The sequence below is a fragment of the Marilutibacter maris genome (genome assembly GCF_003233695.1).
Lineage (GTDB): Bacteria > Pseudomonadota > Gammaproteobacteria > Xanthomonadales > Xanthomonadaceae > Marilutibacter > Marilutibacter maris.
Genome location: NZ_CP029843.1, coordinates 633,729 through 660,019, shown reverse-complemented (window position 1 = coordinate 660,019; position 26,291 = coordinate 633,729). Strand labels below are relative to the sequence as shown.

General features: G+C 70.3%; 22 protein-coding genes and 1 pseudogene. 7 read left to right on the top strand and 16 right to left on the bottom strand.

The features are described 5' to 3' along the window. Positions 1–152 precede the first annotated feature (152 nt). Positions 153–1,034, bottom strand: a complete 882-nt coding sequence (locus C9I47_RS02915) for a LysR substrate-binding domain-containing protein (RefSeq protein WP_223250256.1) — start codon at positions 1,032–1,034, stop codon at positions 153–155. A gap of 131 nt (positions 1,035–1,165) precedes the next feature. Here C9I47_RS02915 and C9I47_RS02910 point away from each other — a divergent pair, with 131 nt between their 5' ends. Then, positions 1,166–1,864 carry an FMN-dependent NADH-azoreductase gene (locus C9I47_RS02910; RefSeq protein WP_111265408.1) on the top strand — a complete coding sequence of 233 codons (699 nt, stop codon included), beginning with the start codon at positions 1,166–1,168 and terminating at the stop codon, positions 1,862–1,864. Positions 1,865–2,040: 176 nt separating this feature from the next. On the opposite strand, the gene C9I47_RS02905 is transcribed toward C9I47_RS02910, so the two are convergent. The 4 genes from C9I47_RS02905 to C9I47_RS02890 form a co-directional block, all read right to left on the bottom strand. Further along, positions 2,041–2,643: a response regulator transcription factor gene (locus tag C9I47_RS02905; protein ID WP_111265407.1), complete on the bottom strand. Its 603-nt coding sequence runs from the start codon at positions 2,641–2,643 to the stop codon at positions 2,041–2,043. Positions 2,644–2,698: 55 nt separating this feature from the next. Then, positions 2,699–3,889 (bottom strand): sensor histidine kinase, encoded by a 1,191-nt coding sequence (locus C9I47_RS02900; protein WP_111265406.1) that lies wholly within the window; start codon positions 3,887–3,889, stop codon positions 2,699–2,701. 78 nt (positions 3,890–3,967) lie between these two features. Then, positions 3,968–4,747, bottom strand: a complete 780-nt coding sequence (locus tag C9I47_RS02895; protein ID WP_111265405.1) for an ABC transporter permease — start codon at positions 4,745–4,747, stop codon at positions 3,968–3,970. Next, positions 4,747–5,673: an ABC transporter ATP-binding protein gene (locus C9I47_RS02890; RefSeq protein WP_111265404.1), complete on the bottom strand. Its 927-nt coding sequence runs from the start codon at positions 5,671–5,673 to the stop codon at positions 4,747–4,749. The genes C9I47_RS02895 and C9I47_RS02890 overlap by 1 nt, the downstream gene beginning before the upstream one ends. Positions 5,674–6,026: 353 nt before the next feature. Here C9I47_RS02890 and C9I47_RS02885 point away from each other — a divergent pair, with 353 nt between their 5' ends. From C9I47_RS02885 to C9I47_RS02870, 4 genes are all read left to right on the top strand, one after another. Then, on the top strand, positions 6,027–7,274 hold the full coding sequence (locus C9I47_RS02885; RefSeq protein ID WP_111265403.1) for an efflux RND transporter periplasmic adaptor subunit: 1,248 nt from the start codon (positions 6,027–6,029) through the stop codon (positions 7,272–7,274). Positions 7,275–7,385: 111 nt separating this feature from the next. Next, positions 7,386–8,078: an ABC transporter ATP-binding protein gene (locus C9I47_RS02880; protein ID WP_111265402.1), complete on the top strand. Its 693-nt coding sequence runs from the start codon at positions 7,386–7,388 to the stop codon at positions 8,076–8,078. A gap of 76 nt (positions 8,079–8,154) precedes the next feature. Continuing rightward, positions 8,155–9,312: an ABC transporter permease gene (locus C9I47_RS02875; protein ID WP_111265401.1), complete on the top strand. Its 1,158-nt coding sequence runs from the start codon at positions 8,155–8,157 to the stop codon at positions 9,310–9,312. Between the two features lie 75 nt (positions 9,313–9,387). Next, positions 9,388–10,704: an ABC transporter permease gene (locus C9I47_RS02870; RefSeq protein WP_111265400.1), complete on the top strand. Its 1,317-nt coding sequence runs from the start codon at positions 9,388–9,390 to the stop codon at positions 10,702–10,704. 76 nt (positions 10,705–10,780) lie between these two features. Here the strand turns inward: C9I47_RS02870 and rarD are convergent, their stop codons facing one another. Together rarD and yedA are read right to left on the bottom strand one after the other, a co-directional pair. After that, complete coding sequence (rarD, locus tag C9I47_RS02865; RefSeq protein WP_111265399.1) at positions 10,781–11,716, bottom strand: EamA family transporter RarD; 936 nt, start codon at positions 11,714–11,716, stop codon at positions 10,781–10,783. Then, positions 11,713–12,651 (bottom strand): drug/metabolite exporter YedA, encoded by a 939-nt coding sequence (gene yedA / locus C9I47_RS02860; RefSeq protein WP_111265398.1) that lies wholly within the window; start codon positions 12,649–12,651, stop codon positions 11,713–11,715. Before yedA ends, rarD begins: the two co-directional genes overlap by 4 nt. A gap of 271 nt (positions 12,652–12,922) precedes the next feature. Here yedA and C9I47_RS02855 point away from each other — a divergent pair, with 271 nt between their 5' ends. Next, the gene (locus tag C9I47_RS02855; RefSeq protein WP_111265397.1) at positions 12,923–13,414 is read left to right on the top strand and encodes an Lrp/AsnC family transcriptional regulator; all 492 of its coding nucleotides are present in this window, start codon (positions 12,923–12,925) and stop codon (positions 13,412–13,414) included. A 136-nt stretch (positions 13,415–13,550) separates the two neighbouring features. Here the strand turns inward: C9I47_RS02855 and C9I47_RS02850 are convergent, their stop codons facing one another. From C9I47_RS02850 to C9I47_RS02835, 4 genes are all read right to left on the bottom strand, one after another. After that, positions 13,551–15,758: a carboxy terminal-processing peptidase gene (locus C9I47_RS02850; protein WP_111265396.1), complete on the bottom strand. Its 2,208-nt coding sequence runs from the start codon at positions 15,756–15,758 to the stop codon at positions 13,551–13,553. A gap of 398 nt (positions 15,759–16,156) precedes the next feature. Then, the gene (gene lipA / locus C9I47_RS02845) at positions 16,157–17,164 is read right to left on the bottom strand and encodes a lipoyl synthase (RefSeq protein WP_111265395.1); all 1,008 of its coding nucleotides are present in this window, start codon (positions 17,162–17,164) and stop codon (positions 16,157–16,159) included. Between the two features lie 28 nt (positions 17,165–17,192). Continuing rightward, complete coding sequence (lipB, locus tag C9I47_RS02840) at positions 17,193–17,903, bottom strand: lipoyl(octanoyl) transferase LipB (protein WP_111265394.1); 711 nt, start codon at positions 17,901–17,903, stop codon at positions 17,193–17,195. After that, the gene (locus C9I47_RS02835) at positions 17,891–18,169 is read right to left on the bottom strand and encodes a DUF493 family protein (protein ID WP_111265393.1); all 279 of its coding nucleotides are present in this window, start codon (positions 18,167–18,169) and stop codon (positions 17,891–17,893) included. The genes lipB and C9I47_RS02835 overlap by 13 nt, the downstream gene beginning before the upstream one ends. A 99-nt stretch (positions 18,170–18,268) precedes the next feature. Between C9I47_RS02835 and C9I47_RS02830 the strand changes: the two genes are divergently transcribed. Beyond that, positions 18,269–19,027, top strand: a complete 759-nt coding sequence (locus C9I47_RS02830; RefSeq protein WP_111265392.1) for a DUF695 domain-containing protein — start codon at positions 18,269–18,271, stop codon at positions 19,025–19,027. A 201-nt stretch (positions 19,028–19,228) separates the two neighbouring features. Here the strand turns inward: C9I47_RS02830 and C9I47_RS02825 are convergent, their stop codons facing one another. From C9I47_RS02825 to mrdA, 5 genes and pseudogenes are all read right to left on the bottom strand, one after another. After that, positions 19,229–20,470: a D-alanyl-D-alanine carboxypeptidase family protein gene (locus tag C9I47_RS02825; RefSeq protein WP_111265391.1), complete on the bottom strand. Its 1,242-nt coding sequence runs from the start codon at positions 20,468–20,470 to the stop codon at positions 19,229–19,231. Positions 20,471–20,546: 76 nt separating this feature from the next. Next, positions 20,547–21,869, bottom strand: a complete 1,323-nt coding sequence (locus C9I47_RS02820; protein ID WP_111265390.1) for a septal ring lytic transglycosylase RlpA family protein — start codon at positions 21,867–21,869, stop codon at positions 20,547–20,549. Between the two features lie 67 nt (positions 21,870–21,936). Beyond that, positions 21,937–23,160: a lytic murein transglycosylase B gene (gene mltB / locus C9I47_RS02815; RefSeq protein ID WP_111265389.1), complete on the bottom strand. Its 1,224-nt coding sequence runs from the start codon at positions 23,158–23,160 to the stop codon at positions 21,937–21,939. A 114-nt stretch (positions 23,161–23,274) separates the two neighbouring features. Continuing rightward, entirely contained in the window at positions 23,275–24,387 is a 1,113-nt protein-coding gene (gene rodA, locus C9I47_RS02810) for a rod shape-determining protein RodA (RefSeq protein ID WP_111265388.1), read from the bottom strand. A gap of 32 nt (positions 24,388–24,419) precedes the next feature. Beyond that, positions 24,420–26,291 (bottom strand): annotated as a pseudogene (gene mrdA, locus C9I47_RS02805) (penicillin-binding protein 2); the annotation flags it as partial.

The window sequence follows — 26,291 nt, the reverse complement described above, 5'->3', positions numbered from 1 at the left end:
GAATCGCCCCCTGACTCAGGGGGCTGGGCGCCATCCTGCCGGGGCGGCGTAAGCCGCGATGAGACTTTCGCGGGAAGATCCGGTCGCAGCTCACGCAGCTCCTACTGGAGAGGAGGCTTCCCTTCGCAGGAACGGCGCAAGCCGCGATCCGCTCAGCGCGGCAATTGCAGCGACGGCAGGCCGAGGATCCAGTCGCGCAGGGTCGCCAGCCAGCAGTCCTCCTGCCGCGACTGCGCGTACACCAGATGGAACGGCGCCGCCTCCAGTTGCGGACCGAACGGACTGAGCAGCGAGCCGGCGCGCAGTTCGTCGGCGACCAGGGCCAGGCTCATCAGCGCCACGCCCTGCCCGGCCAGTGCGGCGGAAATGGTGTGGGTCTCGTCCGAGAACACCGGCCCCGCGTCCGCGTCCAGGCCGGGCACCCGCGCCCGCGACTGCCACACCCGCCAGTCCGCCGGCGCGCTGCGCGAACCCGGCGGCGCGAAATGCAGCAGGGTGTGCCGCACCAGTTCGCGTGGATCGTCCAGCTTCAGCAACGGGCTGCAGACCGGCGCGAACACGTTGTCGAACAGCTTGTGCGACACCAGTCCGGGCCAGCGCCCATGTCCGTAGCGGATCGCGGCGTCGGCCTCGACCCCGTCCAGCGCGCTCGGCTCGTGGGAAACGTGGATGCGCAGGTCGAGATCGGCGCAGGCCTCGCGCAGCTGCGGCAGCCGCGGCACCAGCCAGCGTGAGGCGACCGCCGGCGTCGCACTGAGAGTCAGACTGCGGCGTTGCGGCGTGCGCACCCGCTCGACCGCCTCGGCGATGTTGCCGAACGCGCCGGTCAGCGCACGCTGCAGTTCCGCGCCCGGCGGGGTAATCAACAGCCGGCGCGGACGGCGCACGAACAAGGCCAGTCCCAACGCGTCCTCGAGCTGTCGGACCTGATGGCTGATCGCCGCCGGCGTCACCGACAACTCCTCGGCGGCGCGCTTGGCGCTGCCCAGACGGGCGGCGGACTCGAACGCGCGCAGCGAAGACAGCGAGGGCATTCGACGGCTCATGAGTCAATTAAATTCATCCATGCGAAAAGAAAAGATCGTTTGCCGCCATCTAATTCGGGCAATAGCGTGTGCATCAACGCTTCAATCCTTCAACCATACTAACCCGATGAGGTGACCCGATGACCCGCCTGCTGCATCTGGACGCCAGCGCCCGCCCCGGCCACCACGGCGTGATCGCGCATGGCTCGCACAGCCGCGCCCTGAGCCACCGTTTCGTGACCCGCTGGCGCGCGGCACGCCCGGACGATCCGGTCCGCTACCGCGACCTCGGCGCGACCCCGCCGCAGCCGGTCGATCACGACTGGATCCGCGCCGAGTTCACCCCACGCGACCGGCGCGATGCGCAGATGGTCGCGCGCCTGGCCGAAAGCAACGCCCTGGTCGACGAGCTGATCGACAGCGACCTGCTGGTGATCGGCGCGCCGCTGTACAACTTCGGCATGCCAGTGCCGCTCAAGGCCTGGATCGACGGCATCGTGCGGATCGGCCGTACCGTGCTGTTCGACCCCTCGCGCGGCGACGACCCCTACGTGCCGCTGCTGACCGACAAGCCCCGCCGTGTGGTCGTGCTGTCCTCGCGCGGCGGGCATGGCATGGACGAAGGCGGTCCGCTGGCGCACATGAACCACCTCGAACCGCACCTGCGCACCGCGCTGGGCTTCATCGGCATCGACGATATCCACGCCGTCGCGGTGGAGCACCAGGAGTTCGGCGGCGAGCGCCTGGCCGCCTCGGTGGCCGCCGCCAACGCCGGCGTCGACGCCCTGGTCGACACCCTGCTGGCGGAAACCCCGGCGCCGGTGCCGGCAGCGGCCTGACCGGGATCCCGCGATCGCGGCTCACGCCGCTCCCGTGTAGGGATGGGAAGCCTCCGCTTCTGTAGGAGCTGCGTAAGCTGCGACCGGGTCTTCCCGCGAAAGCCTCATCGCGGCTCACGCCGCTCCTACGGCCGCGCCCGGGTTCGATCCGCAAGCGCTCCTCCGCGCATCCCGCCCTACAACCAGCCCTTCTGGCGCGCCAGGCGGTAGGCCTCGATGCGGTTGCCGACCCCGAGCTTGCCGATCGCCTCGGACAGGTAGTTGCGCACGGTGCCCTGCGACAGGCCCAGGCGCGCGGCGATGTCGCCGGCCGACAGGCCCTCGCCGGCCAAGCGCAGCACCTGGCGTTCGCGCTCGTTGAGCGGATCGTGCTCGCCCCAGGCCTCCAGCGCCAGCTCGGGATCGATCGCGCGACCGCCGGCATGGACCGTGCGCAGGGCCTCGGCCAGCCGCTCGGCCGGCGCGTCCTTGAGCAGGTAGCCGGTAACGCCGGCATCCAGCGCGCGGCGCAGATAGCCGCCACGGGCGAAGGTGGTGACGATCACCACCCGGGTCGCCAGTTCGTGCCGCTGCACGCGCTGGGCCAGCTCCAGCCCGGTCAGCCCCGGCATCTCGATGTCGGTCACCAGGATGTCGGGTTGCAGGCGTTGCAGTTCGCGCCAGGCGCTCTCGCCGTCGCCGGCCGTGCCGACCACCTCGATGTCGGCCTCCATGCCCAGCAGCGCGGCGAGCGCGCCGCGCAGCATCGCCTGATCCTCGGCCAGCAGGATGCGGATCATCGAAGAAACCGGTGTCGGTCGTACATGCGCGGCACGTTAGCAGAATGCTCCTGCGTCACCGCGCGGGTCCGGCCGGCGGCAGGCGATCGTCGTTCGCCGCCAACGGTACCCGCACCTCGACCCGGGTGCCCCGGCCGCGCCCGCTGTCGACGCGCAGGCGGCCACGGACGCCCTCGACGCGTTCGCGCATCCCGCTCAGCCCGTTGCCGGGCACGATCGCGCCGCCGCGACCGTCGTCGATGATGCGCAGCACCGCCTCGCCGTCCTCCACCGCGAACACGACCTCGGCGCGACTGGCGCGCGCATGCCGCTGGATGTTGGTGGCCGCCTCGCGCACGGTCAGCGCCAGCGCGCTCTCCACCGCCGGCGGCAACGCGTTGCCGGAGAAGGTGTCGGCCAGCGCGTAGTCGAAGCGGACGCCGTCGGTTTCCAGCAACAGCTTGGCCGAGGCCAGCTCGGCGGCGATGCCGGCCGCGCGGATGCCGCTGACCGCGCGCCGCACCTGCGACAGGGCATCGCGCGCGATCCGGCTGACGGTGGCGATCTCCTCGCGCGCCGCGCCGGTGTCGCGTTCGATCAGGCGTCCGGCGAGATCGGACTTGAGCGCCACCATCGACAAGGTGTGCCCGAGCAGGTCGTGCAGGTCGCGGCCGATGCGCTCGCGCTCGGCCAGCGCCGCCAGCCGCCGCACCTCGTCCTGCGACAGCTTCAGCCCGGCCTGGTGCTCGCGGTCGACCCGGTTGGACATCACCATCACGCCGATGATCATCGTGACCGTCGGCATCCACACCAGGGCCTGCCATGGATACCCCAGCTGCAGCGCGTAGGCGATCAGCACCACGTTGAGTCCGGCCAGCAACGCCATGTAGCGGGCCATCGAGCGCCCGCGGCGCGGCTCCAGCATCACGCAGCCGAACACGAAGTAGCTCAGCGCCGACGGATACCAGGGCATCAGCACGAAGCAATCCACGATCATCACCGCCGCGGCGATGTAGGCCCGGCGCGGAGTCGCGAACACGGTGACGGTGTACAGGACCAGGAACAGCGGATACGACAGCAGGGTCAACAGCGCCCAGCGCTGGGTGTAGCCGAAGGCACCGCCGGACATCGCCGGGGTCAGGAACACCCACACCGACCACACCAGGTGGATCATCGGCGTCCACGGCGAACGCCCCGCCTGCACCTCGCGCTCGGCCAACGAGTCCGGCGCGGGCGTCAACCAGCGGGGCAACGGCGGGCCTTTCATCGATGGACTCCCCCCAGGCGAGCGCCGCGCGCGATTGCCGCGACGGCCTTCATGATGCCACCGACGGCCAGGCCGCGATCACGCGGACGTCCGCAGGCGGCGCCGTGCCAGCAGCATGGCCACCGCGGCGAACCCCAGCAGCACCGCGAGATGCAGCAGGCTGCCACGCCCGTCGTCATGGCCGACCACCTTCAGCGCGAGCTGGGCCAGATGGTAGGCCGGCCACGCCGGCGCCAGCGTGCCCAGGATCGTCGGCAACATCGTCAGCGGCACCCACAGTCCGGACAGGAAGGCCATCGGCAGATAGATGAGGTTGACCACCGCCGGCGCACCGTCGCCACCGACCCGCATCCCGACATACAGCCCGATCGCGCAGAACGGCAGCACGCCCAGCACGTCGACGGCGAACAGGCCCAGCCACTGCAACGGCGTCAGTTCGACATGGCCGAGGGTCGCCCCGAGCAGTGCCAGGGTCAGCGAGCAGATCGCCGCGAACAGCATCGCCGCCGCCATCTTCGCGAACACGTAGGCGCCGGCCGGCATCGGCAGCGCGCGCTTGAGGGTGAGCAGGCCGCGCTGGCGGTCGATCGCGACGTTGACGCCGAAGCCGAACAGGCCCACGCCCATCACCCCGAATACCCCGTAGGTCGCCAACAGATAGGTCGCGACCTCCGGGCGGGCGCCGCCCTTGGAGGCCAGCACGATGCCGAACAACACGTAGAACAGCGGCGGGAACAACAGGGTCGGCAGCGCGAACGAGGGCGTGCGCAGGATCCGCAACACTTCGCAGCGCGCTTCCATCAGACAGGCGCGCAGCACCGGTGCCGGCGCGGACGGGCTCGGGGTGATCGCAGCCATCACGCCGCCTCCTCCAGCGCCGCGCCGCCATCGCCGGCGGTGAGCGCGAGGAAGGCATCGGACAATCCGGCGCGCCGCACCTCCAGCTCGGACAGCGCGGCGTCCTCCTCCAGCAACCGCCGCACCACCGGCTCGGCCTGATCGGCGACGATCTCCAGGTGCGCATCGACGCGGCGCACCGCGCTCACCGACGCCCATCCGGCGACCGATTCCACCGGCAGCGCGCTCAGGCAGCGGATCCGCCGTTGCGCCACCCGCGCACGGATGCTGGCGACGCCGCCCTCGGCGATCACCCGGCCGCGGTCGATCACCACCACCCGGTCGGCCAGGGCCTCGGCTTCCTCCAGATAGTGCGTGGTCAGCAGTATCGAACAGCCCTCCGCGACCAGATCGCGGATCGCCCGCCACAGGCGCTGGCGCGCTTCGATGTCCAGGCCGGTGGTCGGCTCGTCGAGGAACAACAGGTGCGGCCGCCCGCAGATCGCCAGCGCGAACTGCACCCGCCGCTGTTGCCCCCCGGACAATGCGCCGTAGCGACGCTCCAGCAGTCCGTCCAGGCCGGCCACGGCCACGCAGTCGGCGACGCTGCGCGGGTCCGGGTAGTAGCTGCGGGTCAGCTCGAGCAGTTCGCGCACCTTCAGCACCTCCTGGATCCCGGCCGACTGCAGCATCACCCCGATCCGCTGGCGCACCACCCGCTCCCGCGGCGAACCGCCAAACACCTCGATGGTGCCCGAATCCGGCGTCCGCAATCCCAGCAACAGGCCAATTGCCGAGGTCTTGCCGGCGCCATTGGGGCCGAGCACCGCGGTCAGGCGCGCGCGCGGAAGTTCGATGTCGACCCCGTCCAGCGCCTGCACCGCGCCGTAGCGCAGGGTGACGGCGGACAGGCGGGCGGCGGGGCTGGAGCTGTCGGCGACGTTCATTTCATCCACTCCTGTGGGCATGCCGCCACCCTAGGCCGCGGCCCGGCGCGGCGGCAGTGGCGCCTGCCACCCCGCGCCCATGACACCTGTCATGACCTCTGCCGGGTTGGATGGCGCCGCCACAATCGGCACAATCGGCCAGACTTCTCGCAGGGACCCGCCATGAAGTTCCGTCGTTGCCCAGGACCGGCACGCAGCTCCGGCGCACATGTCCCCGGCGATCTCCCTGCCTGTCGGCTGCCATCGCAAGCGCATGACAGCTGTCACTTGGTTTGCCCCCCTCGCCACGCGATCCTGCACTGCGTCGTGGCGGCTCCGGTCACATCGAACCGCCCCATCCGTCCGGGATACCCATGAACAACTCCGCCGATCTGCTGAAGGAACTCCGCATCGACCGCAACGCGCCACCGCCGCCTTCCGGGCGCGGGCCGTGGATCGCGCTGGGCGTGGGCGCGGCGGTGCTGGCCGCGGGCATCGCCGGCTGGGCGCTGTTCGGTCGCGACGATGCGATCCAGGTGCGCACCGCGCAAGCCGTCGCGATCGGCGGCAGCGGCGGCAGCGCCTCGGTGCTGGACGCGACCGGCTACGTCGTCGCCCGCCGCATCGCCACGGTCTCGGCCAAGGTCACCGGCCGGGTCCGCGAGGTGCTGATCGAAGAAGGCCAACGGGTCGAGGAAGGCGAAGTGCTGGCGACCCTGGACCCGGTCGACGCCGAGGCCCAGCAGTCGCTGGCCCGCGCCCAGCTGGACGCCGCGCGCAGCCAGACCAGCAGCATCCAGGCCCAGCTCACCGAGGCCGAGGCCAACGCGCGGCGGCTCAACACCCTGGTCGGCCAGCAACTGGTGTCGAAGGCGCAGTACGACCAGGCCGTCGCCCAGCGCGACGCCCTGCGCGCACAGCTGGTGACATCGCGCCGCAACGCCGCGGTCGCCGCCGACCAGCTCGACATCGCCGAGATCGGCGTCGACAACACCATCGTGCGCGCTCCATTCGCGGGCGTGGTGATCGCCAAGGCGGCGCAGCCGGGCGAGATCATCTCGCCGCTGTCGGCGGGCGGCGGCTACACCCGCACCGGCATCGGCACCATCGTCGACATGGACTCGCTGGAGGTCGAGGTCGACGTCAACGAGGCCTACATCGGCCGCGTGCAGCCGAAGATGCCGGTCGAAGCCACCCTCAACGCCTACCCCGACTGGAAGATCCCGGCCGAGGTGATCGCGATCATCCCCGCCGCCGACCGCGGCAAGGCCACGGTCAAGGTGCGCATCGCGCTCAACAGCAAGGACGCCCGGATCGTGCCCGACATGGGGGTGCGGGTCAGCTTCCTGGAGAAGGCCGAGCCGGCCCGGGCCGACGCGCCGCCGCCGGGCGTGCTGGTGCCGGCCGCCGCGGTGGTCGAGCGCGACGGCGGCCAGGTCGCCTTCGTCGTCGACGACGGCCGCGCGTCGCGTCGCGGCGTCCAGGTCGGCCGTACCCTCGGCGACGACCTGGAAGTCTCCGAAGGCCTGTCCGGCGGCGACACCGTCGTCCTCGATCCGCCGGCCGCGCTGACCGATGGCGGCAAGGTCGAGGTCGCCGACGACGGCGCGTCGAATCCATGAGCCGCCGTTCGTCGTGACGATGTAATGCCGGTCCGCGACGACGGCGACGCAGTACCCGATTCCAGACGGCGCCGGACACGCGCCGCCCCATTCCGAAGCGAGGCAAGTCCCATGACCGCACTTGTATCGATCCGCAAGCTCGTCAAGACCTACCAGCGTGGCCCCGAGAAGCTCGAAGTGCTGCACGGCCTCGATTTCGAGATCCCCTCCGGCGACTTCGTCGCGCTGATGGGGCCGTCGGGCTCCGGCAAGACCACCCTGCTGAACCTGATCGGCGGGCTCGACTCGCCCACCGGCGGCGAGATCGAGATCGAGGGCCAGCGCATCGACAGCATGAGCGCCGGCCAGCTCTCGCACTGGCGCAGCCAGAACGTCGGCTTCGTGTTCCAGTTCTACAACCTGATGCCGACCCTGACCGCGCAGAAGAACGTCGAGCTGCCGTTGCTGCTGACCCGGTTGAACGCGGCCGACCGCCGTCGCCGCGCCGAGATCGCGCTGCAACTGGTCGGCCTGTCCGAGCGCGGCAAGCACAAGCCCAACGAGCTGTCCGGCGGCCAGCAGCAGCGCGTGGCGATCGCACGCGCGATCGTCTCCGATCCCAAGCTGCTGATCTGCGACGAGCCCACCGGCGACCTCGACCGGCAGTCGGCCGAGGAGATCCTGGAACTGCTGCAGACGCTCAACCGCGACCACGGCAAGACCATCGTGATGGTCACCCACGATCCCAAGGCCGCCGAGTACGCCACCCATACCCTCCATCTGGACAAGGGCACGCTGGTCGAGCAGGTCCGCCGCGTCGCCTGACCCCACCGGTCACGGCATCGCGCACCGCCTGCCCCGCCGCCATGCGCGGCACCCGCACCCGCTGGAGTACGCAGACATGAAATACCTGCACCTGATCTGGGCCGCGCTGTTCCGCAGCAAGACCCGCACCGTGCTGACCCTGTTGTCGGTGGTGGTGGCGTTCCTGCTGTTCGGCATGCTCGACTCGGTCCGCGTGGCGTTCAACGCCGGCACCAATGTCGCCGGTTACGACCGCCTGGTGGTCGCCTCGCGGCTGTCGATCACGCAGATGCTGCCGATGCGGCTGGAGCCGCAGATCGCCGCCGTCCCCGGCGTCAAGAAGGCCGTGCACGCAGCCTGGTTCGGCGGCATCTACCAGGACCAGCGCAACTTCTTCCCCAACATGTCGGTCGGGCCGGGCTTCTTCGACGCCTATCCCGAGTACGACATCGCCCCGGCGCAGCTGAAGGCGTTCGAGTCGACCCGCAACGGCGCGGTGGTCGGCGAATCGCTGGCCCAGCGCTTCGGCTGGAAGGTCGGCGACATCGTCCCGCTGCAGGCGACGATCTTCCCGACCAAGGGCGAGAACAACTGGGAGTTCAAGCTGGTCGGCACCTTCAAGGTCACCGACTCCAAGCGCAAGGGCGAGGAGAACGCGCTGTACTTCCGCTGGGACTACTTCAACGAGGCCAACGACTTCGTCAAGGACCGCGCCGGCTGGTGGATCGTGCAGTTGGACGATCCGAACAAGGCCGACCAGGTCGCCCAGGCGATCGACAAGCTCAGCGAGAACTCCGATCACGAGACCAAGACCCAGACCGAGCAGGCCTTCAACCAGGCCTTCGTCAAGCAGTTCGCCGACATCGGCCTGATCGTCAGCGCGATCATGGGCGCGGTGTTCTTCACCCTGCTGCTGCTGACCGGCAACACGATGGCGCAGGCGGTGCGCGAGCGCATCCCCGAGCTGGCGGTGCTGAAGACCATCGGCTTCACCGACCGCAGCGTGCTGGCGCTGGTGCTGGCCGAGGCGGTGCTGTTGCTGGTGCTCGGCGGCGCGATCGGGCTGGCGATCGCCTCGGCGGTGATGCCGGCGGTCAGCGCCGCCAGCGGCGGCATCATCCAGCTGCCGACGGTGCCGGCCAACACCTGGCTGCTGGGCCTGGCGCTGATGATCGTGATCGGCTTCCTGGTCGGGGTGCTGCCGGCGACGCGGGCAATGCGCCTGAACATCGTCGATGCGCTGGCGGGCCGCTGACATGGCCGCCACCAATCCCGCCGGCGTCGCCGGCCATCGAATCCAGACACGCAGTCCGCAGCGGAGGACGCCGCAATGAACCGCATCAAGAAATGGCTCGGCAACGCCCTGGTGGTCCTCGCCCTGATCGTCGGCCTGGTGCTGTGGATCCTGATGCCATGGCAGGGCGTACTCGCCCTCGCCGTCGCCTCGGCGCTGTGGCTGGCCTTCACCCGCAGCGGCCACCTGGCGCTGGAGGCGACCCGGATCGGCATCGCCAGCCTGCCGCAGCGCTGGGGCGCCTCGTCGGTGATCGTGATCGGCATCGCCGGCGTGGTCGGCGTGCTGGTGGCGATGCTGGCGATGGGCTCGGGCTTCCAGAAGACCCTGCAGCAGACCGGTCGCGACGACACCGCGATCGTGCTGCGCGGGGGCTCGCAGGCGGAGACCAACTCGGTGATCGGCCGCGACCAGGTGCCGCTGATCTCGGGCCTGGACGGCATCGCCCGCGACCGCGACGGCCAGCCGCTGGTCTCGCCGGAGCTGTCGCAGGTGGTCAACATGGTCACCCGCGCCGACGGCACCGACGCCAACGCCCAGCTGCGCGGCGTCGGCGATGCCGGCTGGGCGATCCGCCCGCAGCTGAAGATCGTCGAGGGCCGCCGCTTCGAGCCGGGCAAGCGCGAACTGGTGGTCGGCCAGGGCGCGAAGAACCAGTACGTCGGGCTGGAGGTCGGCAACACGATCGAGCTGGCCAACCAGGACTGGACCGTGGTCGGCGCCTTCGCCTCCGGCGACTCGCACGACTCCGAACTGTGGGCCGATGCCGAGACCCTGGCCTCGACCTACCAGCGCACCGCCTACCAGTCGGTGACCGCGCGCCTGACCGACGCCAAGGCGCTGACCACGTTCAAGGCGGCAATGGCGGCCGATCCACGGCTGAAGCTGGACGTGCTCAGCACCCGCGACTACTACAGCAAGCAGTCCGAGGGCCTGAGCAAGCTGATCAACGTGCTGGGCAAGGTCATCGGCGCGATCATGGCGATCGGCGCGGTGTTCGGCGCGCTCAACACCATGTACGCCGCGGTCGCCGGCCGCGCCCGCGAGATCGCGACCATGCGCGCGATCGGCTTCCGCGGCCTGCCGGTGGTGGTCGGGGTGATGCTGGAGACGATGCTGCTGGCCCTGCTCGGCGGCCTGCTCGGCGGCCTGATCGCCTGGCTGGTGTTCAACAACTACAGCGTGTCCACGCTCAGCGGCAACTTCAGCCAGGTGATGTTCAAGTTCAACGTCTCGCCGGAGCTGCTGTGGAGCGGCCTGAAGTGGGCGCTGGGCATCGGCCTGGTCGGCGGCCTGTTCCCGTCGCTGCGGGCGGCGCGCTTGCCGGTGACCGAGGCATTGCGCGCGGGCTGATCATCGACGCCCTGCGACGAAACAGGCCGCGACGTCCCGCGGCCTGTTTCGTTTGCGGGGAACGGCGCACGGCCCCTCAACCGGCGGCCACCGCCGGCTGGCGCCGAGCCCGCAGCACCCCGTCGCCGGCGAATAGCAGCAGGGCCGCCCAGATGAAGGCGAAGCCCAGCGCGCGCTCGCCGTCGAAGGGCTCGTGGAAGACCACCACGCCGATCAGCAGCTGCAGGGTCGGTGCGATGTACTGCAGGAAGCCGACCACCGACAGCGGCACCCGGCGCACCGCGTAGGCGAAGCCGATCAGCGGCAGCGCGGTCAGCACGCCGCTGGCGACCAGCAACAGGTCGGTGCCCCAGCCCCAACCCGGCGCCGCCCCGAACGCGAAGAAGCCGCTGTGGCCGCGGAACTCGGCCCAGCCAAGCACCGCCATCGCCGGCAGCAGCAGGTACAGGCTCTCGACCCCGAGACCGACCACCGGGTCGACCGCGACCTGCTTGCGCAGCAGGCCGTAGATGCCGAACGACAACGCCAGGCCCAGGGCGATCCACGGCAGTTGTCCGAAGCGCAGGGTCAGCCACGCCACCCCGCAGGCCGCCAGCGCGACCGAGACCCACTGCACGCGGTTCAGGCGCTCGTGCAACAGGACCACGCCGAGCACCACGTTCAGCAGCGGATTGACGTAGTAGCCCAGGCTGGTCTCGACCACGTGACCGGCATTGACCGCCCACACGTACAGGCCCCAGTTGAACGCGATCAGGATGCCGCTCAACGCCAGCAGGGCGGCGGTGCGTGGTTGCCTCATGACCGCACGCAACCAACCCCGACCGCGTTGCCACAGCAGGAACGCCGACACCAGCAGCGCGCCCCACACGATCCGGTGCAGCACGATCTGCCACGACGGCACCGCTTCCAGCAGGCGCCAGTACAGCGGCATCAGCCCCCACAGCACGAACGCGCCGACCCCGGCCCACATGCCGGCGACATGGTCGCGACGCGGGTCGATGGCGGCGCTCATGCCGCCGGCTCCGTCGCCGGCTCGACCGCCGGCGGCCTCTGGCGACTGCGCGCGAGGGTGACCATGACCACGCCGGCCAGGATCACCGCCATCGCCCCCAACGCATGCGACGAGAAGCGCTCGCCGGCCAACAACGCGCCGAATAGCACCGCAACCGGCGGATTGACGTAGGCGTAGCTGGACGCCAGCGCCGGGCGCACGTGCCGCAACAGCCAGATGTAGGCGCTGAAGGCGACGATCGAACCGAACACCACCAGGTAGGCGACCGCGAGCGTGCCCTTGAGCGAGGGCGACGCCGGCATCCGCTCGCCCAGCAGCACGCCGGTAATCAGCATCAGGCCACCGCCGCACAGCATCTGCCCGGCCGCCGACATGAACGGCGACGGCAGGTCGCGACCACGGCTCCAGACCGACCCGAACGCCCAGGCGATCGGCGCGATCAGCAGCGCCAGCAGTCCCTGCGGGGTCGCCGACAGTGCGCTGCCGGCATTGAGCCAGAGCACGCCGACAAAGCCGATCACCAGACCGAGCCACTCCTCGCGTTGCGGGCGCTCGCCGCGCAGGGTCGCGAACAGGCCCATCCACAACGGCATCGATGCGACCGAGATCGCCGCCAGTCCCGACGACACCCATTGCTCGGCGACGGTCACCAGGCCGTTGCCCAGGCCCATCAGCATCAGCCCCATCACCGCCAGCGAGCCCCATTGCGCCCGCGTCGGCGCGGCCTCGCCGCGCAGGCGCAGCACCGCGAACATCAGCGTGCCGGCGATGACGAAACGTCCGCCCGCCATCAACAGCGGCGGCCAGCCGCCTTCCAGTGCGAAGCGGATGCCGAGATAGGTCGAGCCCCAGACGATATAGACCGCGGCCAGGGCCAAGGCGACGGCAATACCACCCGGTGCGGCCCGGGCGGCGGTCGATGCGAAGCTGCTCATGCGAGTGATCCAGACGTGGGGGAGGAACGGGAACAGCCGGGTGAAGCGAACGCGGTTGAAACAGACGGGGGAGGAGCGGTTGGGGGAGGAAGGGTGAATCCGCTGACGCGACCGACGCCGTCGCCGACACCGGCAGGGCATTCCGGCCGCGCGTCGCACGGACCGGAACGCGCACCGCCGGATGCGGGAATACGTTCGGGTTGTTCACAGACTAGCCAAAACGCCCCGCACGCGGTTTGATTATTTGTGCACGGGAACGCAAAAATATTGCATGGCCCAGCCCCTCCTCCTCGATGAGTTCGATCACCGCCTGCTGGAGCTGCTGCAACGCGATGCCGGCACCACCCTGAGCGCGCTCGGCGATACCGTCGGGCTGTCGGCCAGTGCGGTGCAACGGCGCCTGAGCCGCTACCGCAAGCACGGCCTGCTGCGCCAGGTCGCGGTGCTCGACCCGGTGCAGCTGCCGCATGTGGTGCTGGCCACGGTACTGGTGGCGATGGAGCGGGAAACCGCCAAGCATCACGCCGGCTTCCAGGCGCGCATGCGCGCCGCGGCCGAGGTGCAGCAATGCTTCACCCTGGCCGGCGAGTGGGACTATCTGGTGATCGTGGCGACGACCGGCGTCGCCCATTGCCGCGAGGTCGTCGACCGCCTGTTCCTCGACGAGGGCAACATCAAGCGCTACGAGACGCGGATGGTGTTCGACGTGGTCAAGGCCGGATTGCAACTGCCGACCCGCACCACCGCGAAAAGGCGCCGCTGAGTCGCTGGCCGCGGCTCGCCGGGATTGCGGGGCCTTGAACGACGACGGGCACCCGCAGGTGCCCGTCGTGTCGGTCGCGTTGCGCCGCCTGCGCGGACGCTCCGGGGCTCCCCCGGGCGCGTCCGGGAAACGCCGATCAGTCCGCCCAGTGGCCGGGCTGGTTGGCGGTCGGCAGCACCTGCGCGGAAAGCTGCTTGTCGCGATCGAGCAGGCGCACCGCGTCGGCCAGGATCGCCGCCGACTCGCGCAGCAGCGGATCCGGGCGGTCCTCGGCGAGCTTCTCGCGCTCGGCGTCCTTGACGATGTCGCGCTCGCTGGCGGCCAGGCCGTCGTCGGTGACGTCGGCCAGCGGATCCAGCGCCAGGCCCAGCGCCTTGCGCTCCTCCTGCCGGGCCTTGCGCTTGGCCTGCTCGCGGTCGCGCTCGGCGCGACGCACGCCCTCGTTGAGGCTGACCGAGGTCTTCTCGCTCTCGGCGCGGTACTGGGCGACGTCCTCCGACCACCACTGGAACTCCCTGTCGCCGGCGATGCGCGCGGTGTGCAGGGTCTGCAGCTTGGGCAGCAACGGTTCGAAGTTGCCGTAGCGCACGTGCGGCACCGCCGAGATCTTGGTCCACGGCAGCGCGTTGTCGTAGGTGCTCTCGCCGAACTCGCTGGCGTCGACCGAGGCCGGGAACGCGATGTCCGGCACCACGCCCTTGTTCTGGGTCGAACCGCCGCTGACCCGGAAGAACTGGGCGATGGTCAGCTTGACCTGGCCGAAGCGCGGCGCCTCGTTGGCCGGCCAGCGGTCCAGGTCGATCAGGTTCTGCACGGTGCCCTTGCCGAAGGTGGTCTCGCCGATCACCAGGCCGCGGCCGTAGTCCTGGATCGCGCCGGCGAAGATCTCCGACGCCGACGCCGAACCGCGATTGATCAGCACCGCGAACGGGCCCTCCCAGGCGATGCCGCTGTCCTCGTCGCCGTTGACGACGACGCGGCCGCCGGACTCGCGCACCTGCACGACCGGACCGCGGTCGATGAACAGGCCGGTCAGCTCGATCGCCTCGTTCAACGACCCGCCGCCGTTGTTGCGCAGGTCCAGCACGACGCCGTCGACGTTCTTGCCGCGCAGCTCGGTCAGCAGGCGGGCGACGTCGCGGGTGGCCGAGGCGTAGTCGTCGGCGTTGCGGCGACGGCCCTCGAAGTCCTGGTAGAAGCCGGGCAGTTCGATCACGCCGATCCGCTGCACCGGAGCGCCGTCGGTGGCCGGGATGGTGATGACCTTGGACTTGGCGGCCTGGTCCTCCAGGCGCACGCGGTCGCGCACCAGCACCACCCGGCTGGGCGGCGAATCCAGGCCCATCTCGACCGGGATCACGTCCAGGCGCACCTTGCTGCCCTTCTTGCCGCGGATCTTGGCGACGACATCGTCGATGCGCCAGCCGACCACGTCCTCCATCGCCCCGCTGGTGCCCTGCCCGACCGCGACGATGCGGTCGCCCGGGTTGAGCAGGCCGGACTTGCCGGCCGGACCGCCGGCGACGATCTCGCGGATCGCGACCACGTCGTCCTGCTTCTGCAGCACCGCGCCGATGCCCTCCAGCGACAGCGACATCGACAGGTTGAAGTTGTCGGCCGAGCGCGGGGTCAGATAGTCGGTGTGCGGGTCGATCGCATTCGCGTAGCTGTTGAGGAAGGTCTGGAACACGTCCTCGCCCTTCAGCTCGGCGATGCCCTTGGCGAGGTTCTCGTAGCGCCGGTCCAGGGTCTTGCGGATGTCCTCGGGCTGCTTGCCGGCCATCCTCAGGCGCAGCCAGTCGTTGCGCACCGACTGCCGCCACAGCGTGTCCAGTTCGGCGCTGTCGGCCGCCCAGGGCGCGTCCTCGCGGTCGTACTCGTAGCGGTCGTCGCCGCTGAAATCGAAGGCGCCGTCGTCCTTGAGCAGTTCGCGGGCGAAGGCGACGCGTTCGTCGACGCGCTGGCGGTAGGTCGCGAACATCGCGTAGGCCGGGTCCAGCTCGCCGCTCTTGAGCGCATCGTCGAGCCGCAGCTTCCAGCGGTCGAAACGGGCGATGTCGGCGGCGGTGAAGAACTGCTTGCCACCGTCCAACGACTCCAGGTAGCGCTTGTACATGTCCGCCGACAGCGCGTCGTCCAGCGGCTTGGGCCGGTACGCGTAGCGGCTGTCGGACAACAGGCCGTAGACCAGCTTGGCGGCGTTGGCCTGGTCCTGGGTCGCCGAGAACGCAGTCGCGGCGGGCCCGGCCTTGGCTACCGTCTGCGCCGCATCGTCGGCCCAGGCCGAATGGGCCAGCGGGAGGGTCAGCAGCAACGCGCAAAACAGGGAGGTCTTGGAGGTCATCGCGGATATCTTGCGGCCGCGGTGGCGGCCTGATCTTTGTTCGAGGGGGTGCCGGCGGGCGGACGCGGCCGACCCGGCATGGCCCGCTCCCAGCTTGTGCAGGACTCGGACATCCTCACAGTGCCGAAAGTTGCAGGTCCTGTCACGTGTCGCCGCGTGGAAGGCGGCCAGGCGCCGATATGCGGTTCAGGTTGATGGACGGATCCCCGTGCGTGGATGCCGGGCATTGGCCGTTCATCCTGACAGCCCGATGGGACGGGCGCGTGAACGTCCCAGGGCGACGACACCGGTGGACCGGAGCGATGCCCGCCGGCGCGTTCAGCAAGGGCCGCGGCGGCTTCGTCCGACATCGTCCGCACAGTGGCGGCCGCCACCGTCCCGCCTCCGCCGGAGCGGCCTCAGGCGGCGACGCCGGCTTCCATCGCCGAGCGGTCGGCGTGGTAGGACGAGCGCACCAGCGGGCCGGAGGCGACATGGCTGAAGCCCAGCTCGAGCCCGTACTCCTCCAGCGCCTTGAATTCATCCGGCGTCCAGTAGCGCATCACCGGATGATGATGGGCGCTGGGCTGCAGGTACTGGCCGATGGTGACCATGTCGACATCGTGCGCACGCAGATCGCGCAGGGTCGCCTGCACCTGCTCCATGGTCTCGCCCAGGCCGAGCATGATCCCGGACTTGGTGACCACCTGCGGGTGCTGGGCCTTGAACTTCTGCAGCAGGGTCAGCGACCACTGATAGTCGGCGCCCGGACGCACGTTGCGGTACAGGTCCGGCACGGTCTCGACGTTGTGGTTGAACACGTCCGGCGGATTCGTCGCCAGGATCTCCAGCGCGCGCTCCATGCGGCCGCGGCCACGGAAGTCGGGGGTCAGGATCTCGACCCGGGTGGACGGGGTCTTCTCGCGGATCGCGGCGATGCAGTCGACGAAGTGCTGGGCACCGCCGTCGCGCAGGTCGTCGCGGTCGACGCTGGTGACCACCACGTAACGCAGGCCCATGTCGGCGACGGTGTCGGCGAGGTGCCTCGGCTCCTGCGGGTCCGGCGGTTTGGGCCGGCCGTGGGCGACGTCGCAGAACGAGCAGCGGCGGGTGCAGACCTCGCCGAGGATCATGAAGGTCGCGGTGCCGTGGCCGAAGCACTCGTGGATATTGGGGCAGCTGGCCTCTTCGCAGACGGTGACCAGGCGGTTCTCGCGCAGCTTCTCCTTGAGCTTCTGCACGGCGTTGCCGGAGGGGATCCGGACCCGGATCCACGACGGCTTGCGCAGCACCGGCACGTCGGCGAACTGGACCGGCGAACGTGAGATCTTGTCGCCGGCAACCTGCTTCTTGCCCACTTCCAGCGATGCCTGGGACGGGCTGTCGCCGCTGACGACCGCGAGCGGGATGGTCTTGGATTCGGTCATGACGGTGGCTTGGAGTGCGTGGGGCGGTTCAGTCCGCCGGCAGGGCCGGCGCGGGGGCGGCTTCGACGTCCAGTCCGAACAGGCGGGCCAGGTGCCCGATCAGCACCGGCTTGACCGCGTCCGGGCCGGACGGGCCGCCCAAGTCTACCATCGAGGTCACCTGCAACCCCGCATAGCCGCAGGGATTGATGCGCCGGAACGGCTCCAGGTCCATCGCGATGTTGAAGGCCAGCCCGTGGAAGGTGCAGCCGTGGCGGACGCGGATGCCCAGCGCGCCGATCTTGGCGTCGCCAACGTAGACGCCGGGCGCGCCGTCGCGGCGCAGCGCCTCGATGTTCCAGTCGGCCAGGGTGTCGATCATCGCCTGCTCGACCCGGCACACGTATTCCTTCACCCCGACCTTGAGCCGGCGCAGGTCCAGCAGCGGGTACAGCACGATCTGGCCGGGGCCGTGGTAGGTCACCTGGCCGCCGCGGTCGACGTGGATCACCGGGATCTCGCCGGGCATCAGCACGTGTTCGGCCTTGCCGGCCTGGCCGAGGGTGAACACCGGATCGTGCTCGACCAGCCACAGCTCGTCGGGCGTGTGCGCGGTGCGCGCGTCGGTGAAGGCCTGCATCGCCCGCCAGACCGGCTCGTAGGGCTGGCGGCCGAGGTCGCGCAGCCGCGCCGGCGGCACCTCCGGCGCGATCGCCTCACCGGCGCCGTCCGCCGCGACGGGAGCGCTCACAGCGTCCACTTGACCTCGGGGTGGTCGCGCAGGACCTGGTGGGCCTGCTCGTACTGCTCGCGACTGTCGGCACGGAAGCGGATCCGCACCGACACGTACCTGCCGTTGGACGAGTGCTTCCACTGGATCGACTCGCTCTCCACGTCGATCCCGGCCTCCATCAGCCGCTGCGGAAGTTCGCGCTCGAGGCCGGCGGTCGCCGAACCCATCGCGCTGAGCTCGAAGTGGCCGGGAAACTGGAAGCCGTGCTCGGGATTGTCGGACTTGATTTCCATGCCCCGATTATGGGGGCGGCGGGCAGCCGACCCAAGGTCGCCCGCCGGTCCCGGTAGATTCTATGATCACCGGACCAGCCGAGCCGGGACAAAGGACTGATGAGCGACAACTGGGACTTCTATTTCTGCCACGTCGACGACCATCCGGCGTCGATCTTCGTCGATATCGGCATCGGCGACGCGCCGCCCCGGGACGAGTACCCGCTCCGCCAGCACCTGCGCCTGCGCCTGCGCGCCCCGCGCGACGACGGCCTGTCCAGCGAGGACGAGTTCGAGACGCTGGCCACGATCGAGGACCGCCTGAACGAGGCCTGCGCACGCCACGACCTGCTCTACGTCGGTCGCTGCACCAGCGACGGACGGCGGGACTTCATCTTCTATGCCCGCTCCGGCCACGAAAGCACCGACTGGCTGGCGGAGACGATGGCCGCCGAGCCCGGCTACGGCTACGAGACCGGTGTCGAGGCCGATCCCGGCTGGGGCGCCTACTTCGAGTTCCTGTATCCGGACGAGGAAGGCTTCAACTTCATCAGCAACCGCCAGGTGCTCGATGCGCTGACCCGCAACGGCGACGCGCTCGCACAGCCCCGCCAGATCGACCATTGGGCCTATTTCCCGCAGCCGGAACAGCGCGCCGGATTCATCGAACGGATGACGGCGCTGGGCTTCCAGGTCCGTGAGCTGCTGGAGCCGGACGCGGATCGCAGCGACTACGGGGTCAAGCTGTGGCGCGAGGACATCCCGGGCCACGACCGTATCGAGGCGATCACCCTGCCGCTGCTGCGGGCCGCGCGCGAGTGCGGCGGCGGCTACGACGGCTGGGAATGCAGGGTGGTCACCTCCGGACGGCCCCGCTAGGCAAGGTCCGAACCAATCCTTCCTGGACGTGTTCGGGCATCGCAGGGGCAGGCCTGGCTCGACCTTGCTGCGTGCTTGATCCGCGCGCGCGCCATCGCTGGCGCACGGAGCCTCTGATCGATCGAAGGCTCCCTGGTCCGGAAACGCGACGGGGCCGGCGAAGGCCGGCCCCGTCGGGGTACTGGAACGGGCGGTGAAGGCTTACTCCGACTCCCACCACATCCAGAACTCGTCCCACAGGCGCTTGAAGAAGCCGGCCTGCTCGACGCCTTCGATCGCCACCAGCGGGCGCTGGGCGATGACCTCGTCGTCGAGCATCACCTTGACCGTGCCGATCGCCTGGCCCCCGGCGATCGGGGCGACCAGGGTCCGGGGCACGTCCATCATCGGCTTGAGCTGCTCGTAGCGGCCGCGCGGCACGGTGACCAGCAACGGTTCGGCGACGCCGAGCCTGACCTCGTCGGCCTGCCCCTTCCAGGTCTTCTGGGTCGCGATCGCCTGACCGGGCTCGTACAGCTTGTGGGTCTCGTAGAAACGGAAGCCCCAGTTCAGCAGTGCCTGGCTGTCGCTGGCGCGCTTGGCTTCCGAGGTCGAGCCCATCACCACCGAGATCAGGCGCTGTTCGCCGCGCTTGGCCGATGCCATCAGGCAGTAGCCGGCGGCGCTGGTGTGGCCGGTCTTGATGCCGTCGACGCTGTTGTCGCGCCACAGCAGCAGGTTGCGGTTGGACTGCGAGATCGTGCCGACGGTGTACTCCTTGATCGAGTTGTAGGAGTAGGCCGTCGGGAAGTCGTGGATCAGCGCGCGGCCGAGCAGGGCGAGGTCGTGGGCGGTGGTGACATGGCCCTCGTCGGGCAGGCCGGTGGCATTGACGAAGTGGCTGTTCTTCATGCCGATGCGCTGCGCGTACTGGTTCATCAGCGTGGCGAACGCGGCCTCGGTGCCGGCGACATGCTCGGCCAGCGCGATCGCGGCATCGTTGCCCGACTGCACCACCATGCCCTTTTCCATCTCCATCAGCGGCGCGGTCTTGTTGACCTCGAACCCGGAGTAGCTGCCGTCGGTGGCGGCACCGCCCTTGCGCCAGGCGTTCTCGGTCATCATGACCGGGTCGTCCTCCTTGACCTTGCCGCCGGCCATCTCGGCGGCGATCACGTAGCTGGTCATGACCTTGGTGATACTGGCCGGTTCGACCTGCTGGTCGATGTTGTGGCCGGCCAGCACGTTGCCGCTGGCGGCGTCCATCAGGATCCATGCGGTACCGGCGACCTCCGGAGCCGGCGGCACCGGCAGCGCATCGCTGGCCGGCGCCTGGGCCGCGCCCGGCGTCGGCTGGGCCTGGCCCGGCTGCGGCGCATCGGGGGCCTGGGCGAAGGCGAGGCTGACCGCCACGGTGGTGATCGCGGTCAGGACGGTCGCTTTGACTACAGCAGGGATCTTCATCGGTTCAACAACTCCGGGGGCCGGCAAGCGGCCGGATGCAGATGGAAAGGACGGGAAAGGACATGGCGGTCACGGCTCATTCGCGCACCGGCTGGGGCTGGCCGAAGCCCAGGCCGACCAGGCGCGCGGCCAGCGCCGGCGCCGCCGACTCGGCCAGCGGCCCGACCCGCAGCCGCCAGACCGGGCGACCGTTGGCGCGCGCATCCAGCAGGCGCGCCTCGCCGATGCCGGCGTCGCGCAGCATCGTCAGGGCGCGGTCGGCGTTGGCGCGGGCGGCGAAGCTGGCGACCTGCAGGGTGACCTGGCTGGTGTCGGCCACGGTGGCCTCGCGGGCCGCGACCACCGCGGCGGCGGTGACCGGACTCGGCGGCGGCGAGGCCTGAGCGGCCGCGACCTGGACCGGCGACGGCGGCGGCGTCGGGCGGCCGGTGGCGATGCGGACCTGGCGCGACTTCATCCACGCCTCGAATTCGTCGGCGCTCATCGAGCGGCCGTCCTGGCGCATGTCGAAACGGTGCTCCCCGGCGGCGGGTGCGAGCGCAGCGGGCGTGGGAGCGGCCGCGGCCGAGGGCGCGGCACCGGCCGATGCCGGGATACTGGCGACCAGCCGGTCCATCGCGCTGGGCTCGGGCTCGGGCTCGGGCGGAGGCGTCGGCGCCGGCTGTGCGGCAAGCACGGTCGGCGCCTCCTCGCCCGGGGTCAGCGCGCGCACTTCGACCCGCCCGGTGCCCTTCTGGACGATGTCCAGCTTGACCGCGGCGGCGTAGCTGAGATCGATGACGCGGCCCTCGTGGAACGGTCCGCGATCGTTCACCCGCACCACCACCGACCGGCCGTTGTCGAGGTTGGTCACCCGCGCGAAGCTCGGCAGCGGCAGGGTCTTGTGGGCGGCGGTGAACGCGTACATGTCGTACACCTCCATGTTGGAGGTGCGGCGGCCGTGGAACTTCTGGCCGTAATAGGACGCCCGGCCCTCTTCGACATAGCCGTGCGCGTCGTCCATCACGCGATAGCGCTTGCCCAGCACGGTGTAGGTCGGCCGGTTGCCGACCGCCGAGCGCGGCTCGGCGACGACCTCCGGCTCGGGGATCGCGTCGACGTCGGGCACGTGGTCGGGCGTGCTGTCGGCGACGCCGGGCCGGTACAGGCCGCCGGCGGTGTAGTGGCCGCGGGTATTGGGGTCTTCCTGCGCCGGGGCGTAGGGCGAGACCTTGCGCCCGTTCGCGGACGCGCGAGCGCCCTGGCCGGAGGCGCCGGGCTCGGACTTCTTCGGCGTCCCGGCGCAGGCGACCAGACTCAGCGCCACCGCCGCCGCCAGCGCGAACCTGCCGACGGTCCCCGGACGGGCGCCCGCGGGCGCCGCCGCTACGCGACCGGGAGCCGGCGCGCGCGCCCTCATGCGTCCATACCCCGTGCGTTTGCCATCCAGGCGCGGGTCATCCCATGACCGTGGACGGGCGCGTTTCTCATGCGTCGTCGCGACTCGCCGCCGGTCTCGCCGCGGCCAGCGGGTTCTCGCGCCCGGCGATCGCCTCGGACAGCTGGTAGACCGCCATCGCGTAGTGCTTGGAGATGTTGTAGCGGGTGATCGCGTAGAAGTTGCGGAACCCCAGCCAGTACTCCTTGCCGCCGACGCCATCCAGGTTCAGCGGCACCGCGTGCTCGGCGGCCGGAACCTCGGTCGCGGCGTGGTAGCCGCGCGCGGCCAGGTCGGACTGGGAGTAGACCGGCTCCAGGCCGTCGGGCTCGAAGTCGGGCGTGCCCGGATCGCGGGTCGCGCGCACCGTCACCGGGCCGCCCCGGACCCAGCCGCCCTTCTGCACGAAGTAGTTCGCGATCGAGGCGAACACGTCGTCGGTGCTGTTGAACAGGTCGCGCTTGCCGTCGCCGTTGCCGTCGACCGCGTACTCGCGGTAGCTCGACGGCATGAACTGGCCCCAGCCCATCGCCCCGGCGTAGCTGCCGGTGAGCTTGGTGATGTCCAGGCCGGTCTCCTTGCCCAGCGCGAACAGCTGGGCCAGCTCGCCGCGGAAGAACGCCTCGCGGCGGTTCTCGCGGTCGGCCTTGGCCGGGTCGCCGCTGCGCGGGTAAAAGAACGCCAGCGTGTACAGCGCATCGAGCACCGGGTAGCTGCCGGTGTTGCGGCCGTAGCTGGTTTCCACGCCGATGATCGAGACGATGATCTCCGCCGGCACGCCGTAGCGGGCCTCGACCCCGGCCAGCTCGTCGCGGTGCCTGGCGAGGAAGGCCTGGCCGCCGTCGATGCGGGCCTGGCTGATGAAGATCGGCCGGTACTCGCTCCAGGGCTTGGCCTCGGCCGGGCGCGACATCGCCCGGATGATGCTGTCGCGCTTCTCCGCCTGCGACAGCACCGAGGCGATGGTGGCGGTGTCGATGCCGTACTTGTCGGCGGTGTCGCGGATGAACGCGGCGCGCGCCTGCTCCAGCGGCAGGCGCTCGACCGGCTCCGGCAATGCCGGGGTGCCCGGAGTCGGCGCGACCGTTGCCGCCGGCGCCGGATCGGCCGCCTTCACCGGGGCCTGCGGGGCCGGGGTGGCGGATTCGGCGGGGGCGACGGTCTGGTTGCCGTCGGCGGGGGCGGCCTGGGTCGCGCAGGCGACCAGGGCGAGGGAAAGGGCGCCGCTCAGGACGGCTCGGGTTCGACCCGTTTTCTGGATGCTTGCAGTCATCGCGGCGAGGTTAGCACGTGCGCTTTTGGGCCTGAACCGCATGCCCGGCCGGTTCGCGCGCCTGGTCAGGTCGCGTTGTCGTTCGCATTACATCCCGCATCCGTGCACGCGCGCTCAACGCGCATGCACGGGACGGTGCACGCGCACCGCCATCACCACGCCCAGGCCGGCCAGCAGCGACACCGCCGAGGTGCCGCCATAGCTCAGCAGCGGCATCGGCACGCCGACCACCGGCAGCAGCCCGGCGATCATGCCGCCGTTGACGATCACGTAGACGCAGAACGCCAGCCCCAGCGAACCGGCCAGCAGTCGCGAATAGCCGTCGCGCGCGCCGGCCGCGATCCACAGGCAGCGGCCGACCACGAACATGTACAGGGCCAGCACCACCGCCACCCCGATCCAGCCGAACTCCTCGCTGAGCACCGCGAAGATGAAGTCGGTGGTGTGCTCGGGGATGTAGTTCAGATGCGACTGGCTGCCCTGCCCCCAACCCTTGCCGGACAGCCCCCCGGCGCCGATCGCGATCTTCGACTGGATGATGTTCCAGCCGGTGCCCAGCGGGTCGGATTCGGGATCGAGGAAGGTCAGGATGCGGTCCTTCTGATACGGCTTGAGCAGCCAGAACCACGCCACCGGCGCGACCGCGGCGACGCCGGCGAAGGCCATCCCGAACCACCACCACGGCAACCCCGACAGATACAGCGCGAACGCGCCGCTGGTCGCGACCAGCATCGCCGTGCCGAAGTCCGGCTGCAGCAGGATCAGTCCGGTCGGCACCGCGATGATCGCCACGGCCACCAGCACGGTATCCAGCCGCGGCGGCAACGGCCGGCTGTTCAGATACCACGCGGCCATCATCGGCAGGCTCAGCTTGAGCAGTTCGGCCGGCTGGAAATAGAACACGCCCAGATTGATCCAGTGCGAGCCGTGCTTGCCGGTGCCGATGAACAGCACCGCCAGCAACGGCACCAGCGACACCCCGAACACCAGCGGCGTCCAGTTGCGCAGCTGCGCCGGCGACACCCGCGACAGCGCCCACAACGCGCCCAGGCCGACCGCGAAGCGCCCGCCCTGGGCGATGACCAGCGACATCGACTGTCCGCCGGCGCTGTACAGCACCGCCAGGCCGATCCCCATCAGCGCCAGCAGCGCGGCCAGCAGCGGCCAGTCCAGGGTGCGGGCGAAACGCGCCGCCAGGTCGAGCAGCCAGCGCAGGATCAGGCTCATTCGTGCGCCTCCGTGGCCACGGCGGCGCTAGCGGCATCCGCCCCGATGTCATCGGCTGGCGGCTCCGGCAGCTTGTCCAGCAGCCAGGCGTCGAGGATCTTGCGCGCGATCGGCGCCGCGGTGCTGCCGCCGTAGCCGCCGCCCTCCACCGCCACCGCCACCGCGATGCTCGGCGCCTCGACCGGGGCGAAGCCGACGAACAACGAGCGGTGGCGCAGGTGCAGCGGCAGGCTGCGCGGATTGACCGCGGCATTGTCGCGGCGGCTGGCAACCTGGGCGGTGCCGGTCTTGCCCGCCATCGTGTAGCGGGCATCGGAGGCGATCCGCCAGGCGGTGCCGCCGGGCTGCATGGTCGCCATCATGCCCTCGCGGATCACCTGCACATGCGCCGCGCTGGGGCTGATCGGCACGCCGGGCGGCTGCTGCAGCGGGGTCCAGGGGGCGTCGAAGCCGTGCCGCTCCTCCTTCACCAGGTGCGGCCGGCGCAACCGGCCGTCGGCGATGCCGGCGATGGCGCGGACCAGTTGCAGCGGGGTCACCTTCCAGTCGCCCTGACCGATGCTGATGTTGACCGTGTCGCCGGGGTACCAGCGCTCGCGGCGGCTGCTCATCTTGTACTCGGGCGACGGCAGGATGCCGCCGATCTCGCCGACCAGATCGACCCCGGTCGGCTCGCCGAAGCCATAGCGCCGCATGTACTCGTCGAACTGCTCGATGCCCATGTCCAGCGCCAGCTGGTAGTAATAGGTGTTGACCGATTGCGAGATCGACTTGCGCAGGTCGGTCCAGCCGTGCCCGCCGCGGTGCGAGTCGCCCCAGCCGCGGCTGACGCCGGGCAGGTAGAACATGCCGGTCGACATCACCTTGTCCTCGGGCGTGCGCGCGCCACTGTCCAGGCCCGCGAGCGCGATCAGCGGCTTGAGCGTGGAGCCCGGCGCCACACCGCCGAGCACCAGCCGATTGAACAACGGCCGCGACTGGTTCTCGATCAGCGCCTTGTAGTCGGCATGCGAGATGCCGTTGACGAACAGGTTGGTGTCGTAGCCGGGCAAGCTGACCATCGCCAGCACCTCGCCGGTGCCCGGATCGATCGCGATCGCCGACCCTTCGTACTCGCCGAACGCCTCCATCATCGCCCGTTGCAGGTCCAGGTCGATGCTCAGCCGCAGGTCGGCGCCGGGAACCGCCGGAACCCGCCCGACCACGCCCATCGAGCGTCCGTCGACATTGGTCTCGACCTTCTCGTAACCGACACCGCCGCGCAGCGCCTCCTCGTAGGCGCGCTCGACGCCGGTCTTGCCGATATGGGTCAACGCCGCGTTGGCCTCGCCCAGGGTCTGCAGGTCCTCTTCGTCGACCCGGCCGACATAGCCGATCACGTGCGACAGCAGCTCGCCATGGGGGTAGCGCCGGTTGAGATAGGAGACCAGCTCCACTCCGGGATAGCGCCAGCGGTCGACCGCGAAGCGCGCGGCCTCCTCCTCGCTGACCCTCAGCTTGAGGGTGATCGGGCGGAAACCGCGGGTCGCGCGGCGGGTCTTGTCGAAGTGCTCGATCTCCTCCTCGGTCAACGAGAACAGCGCCGCCAGCCCGGGCATCCAGCGCTCGGGGTCGCCGGCCTCCTCCGGGGTCACGTCGAGGCGGAACGCCGGCACGTTGTCGGCGAGGATGCGGCCGTTGCGGTCGTAGATGATCCCGCGCGCCGGCACCACCGGCCGCAGCTTGATGCGGTTGGCCTCCGAGCGGGTCGCGTATTCGTCGTGCTGCAGCAGTTGCAGCTTGAAGTACCAGCCCGCGAGCACGCCCAGCGCGGCGACCACGCCGGCGAACGCGAGCAGGGCACGGCGGCGGAACTGCTCGGCCTCGGCGTGGGTGTTCTTGATGACGCGGCGGCGCGGTCCCAT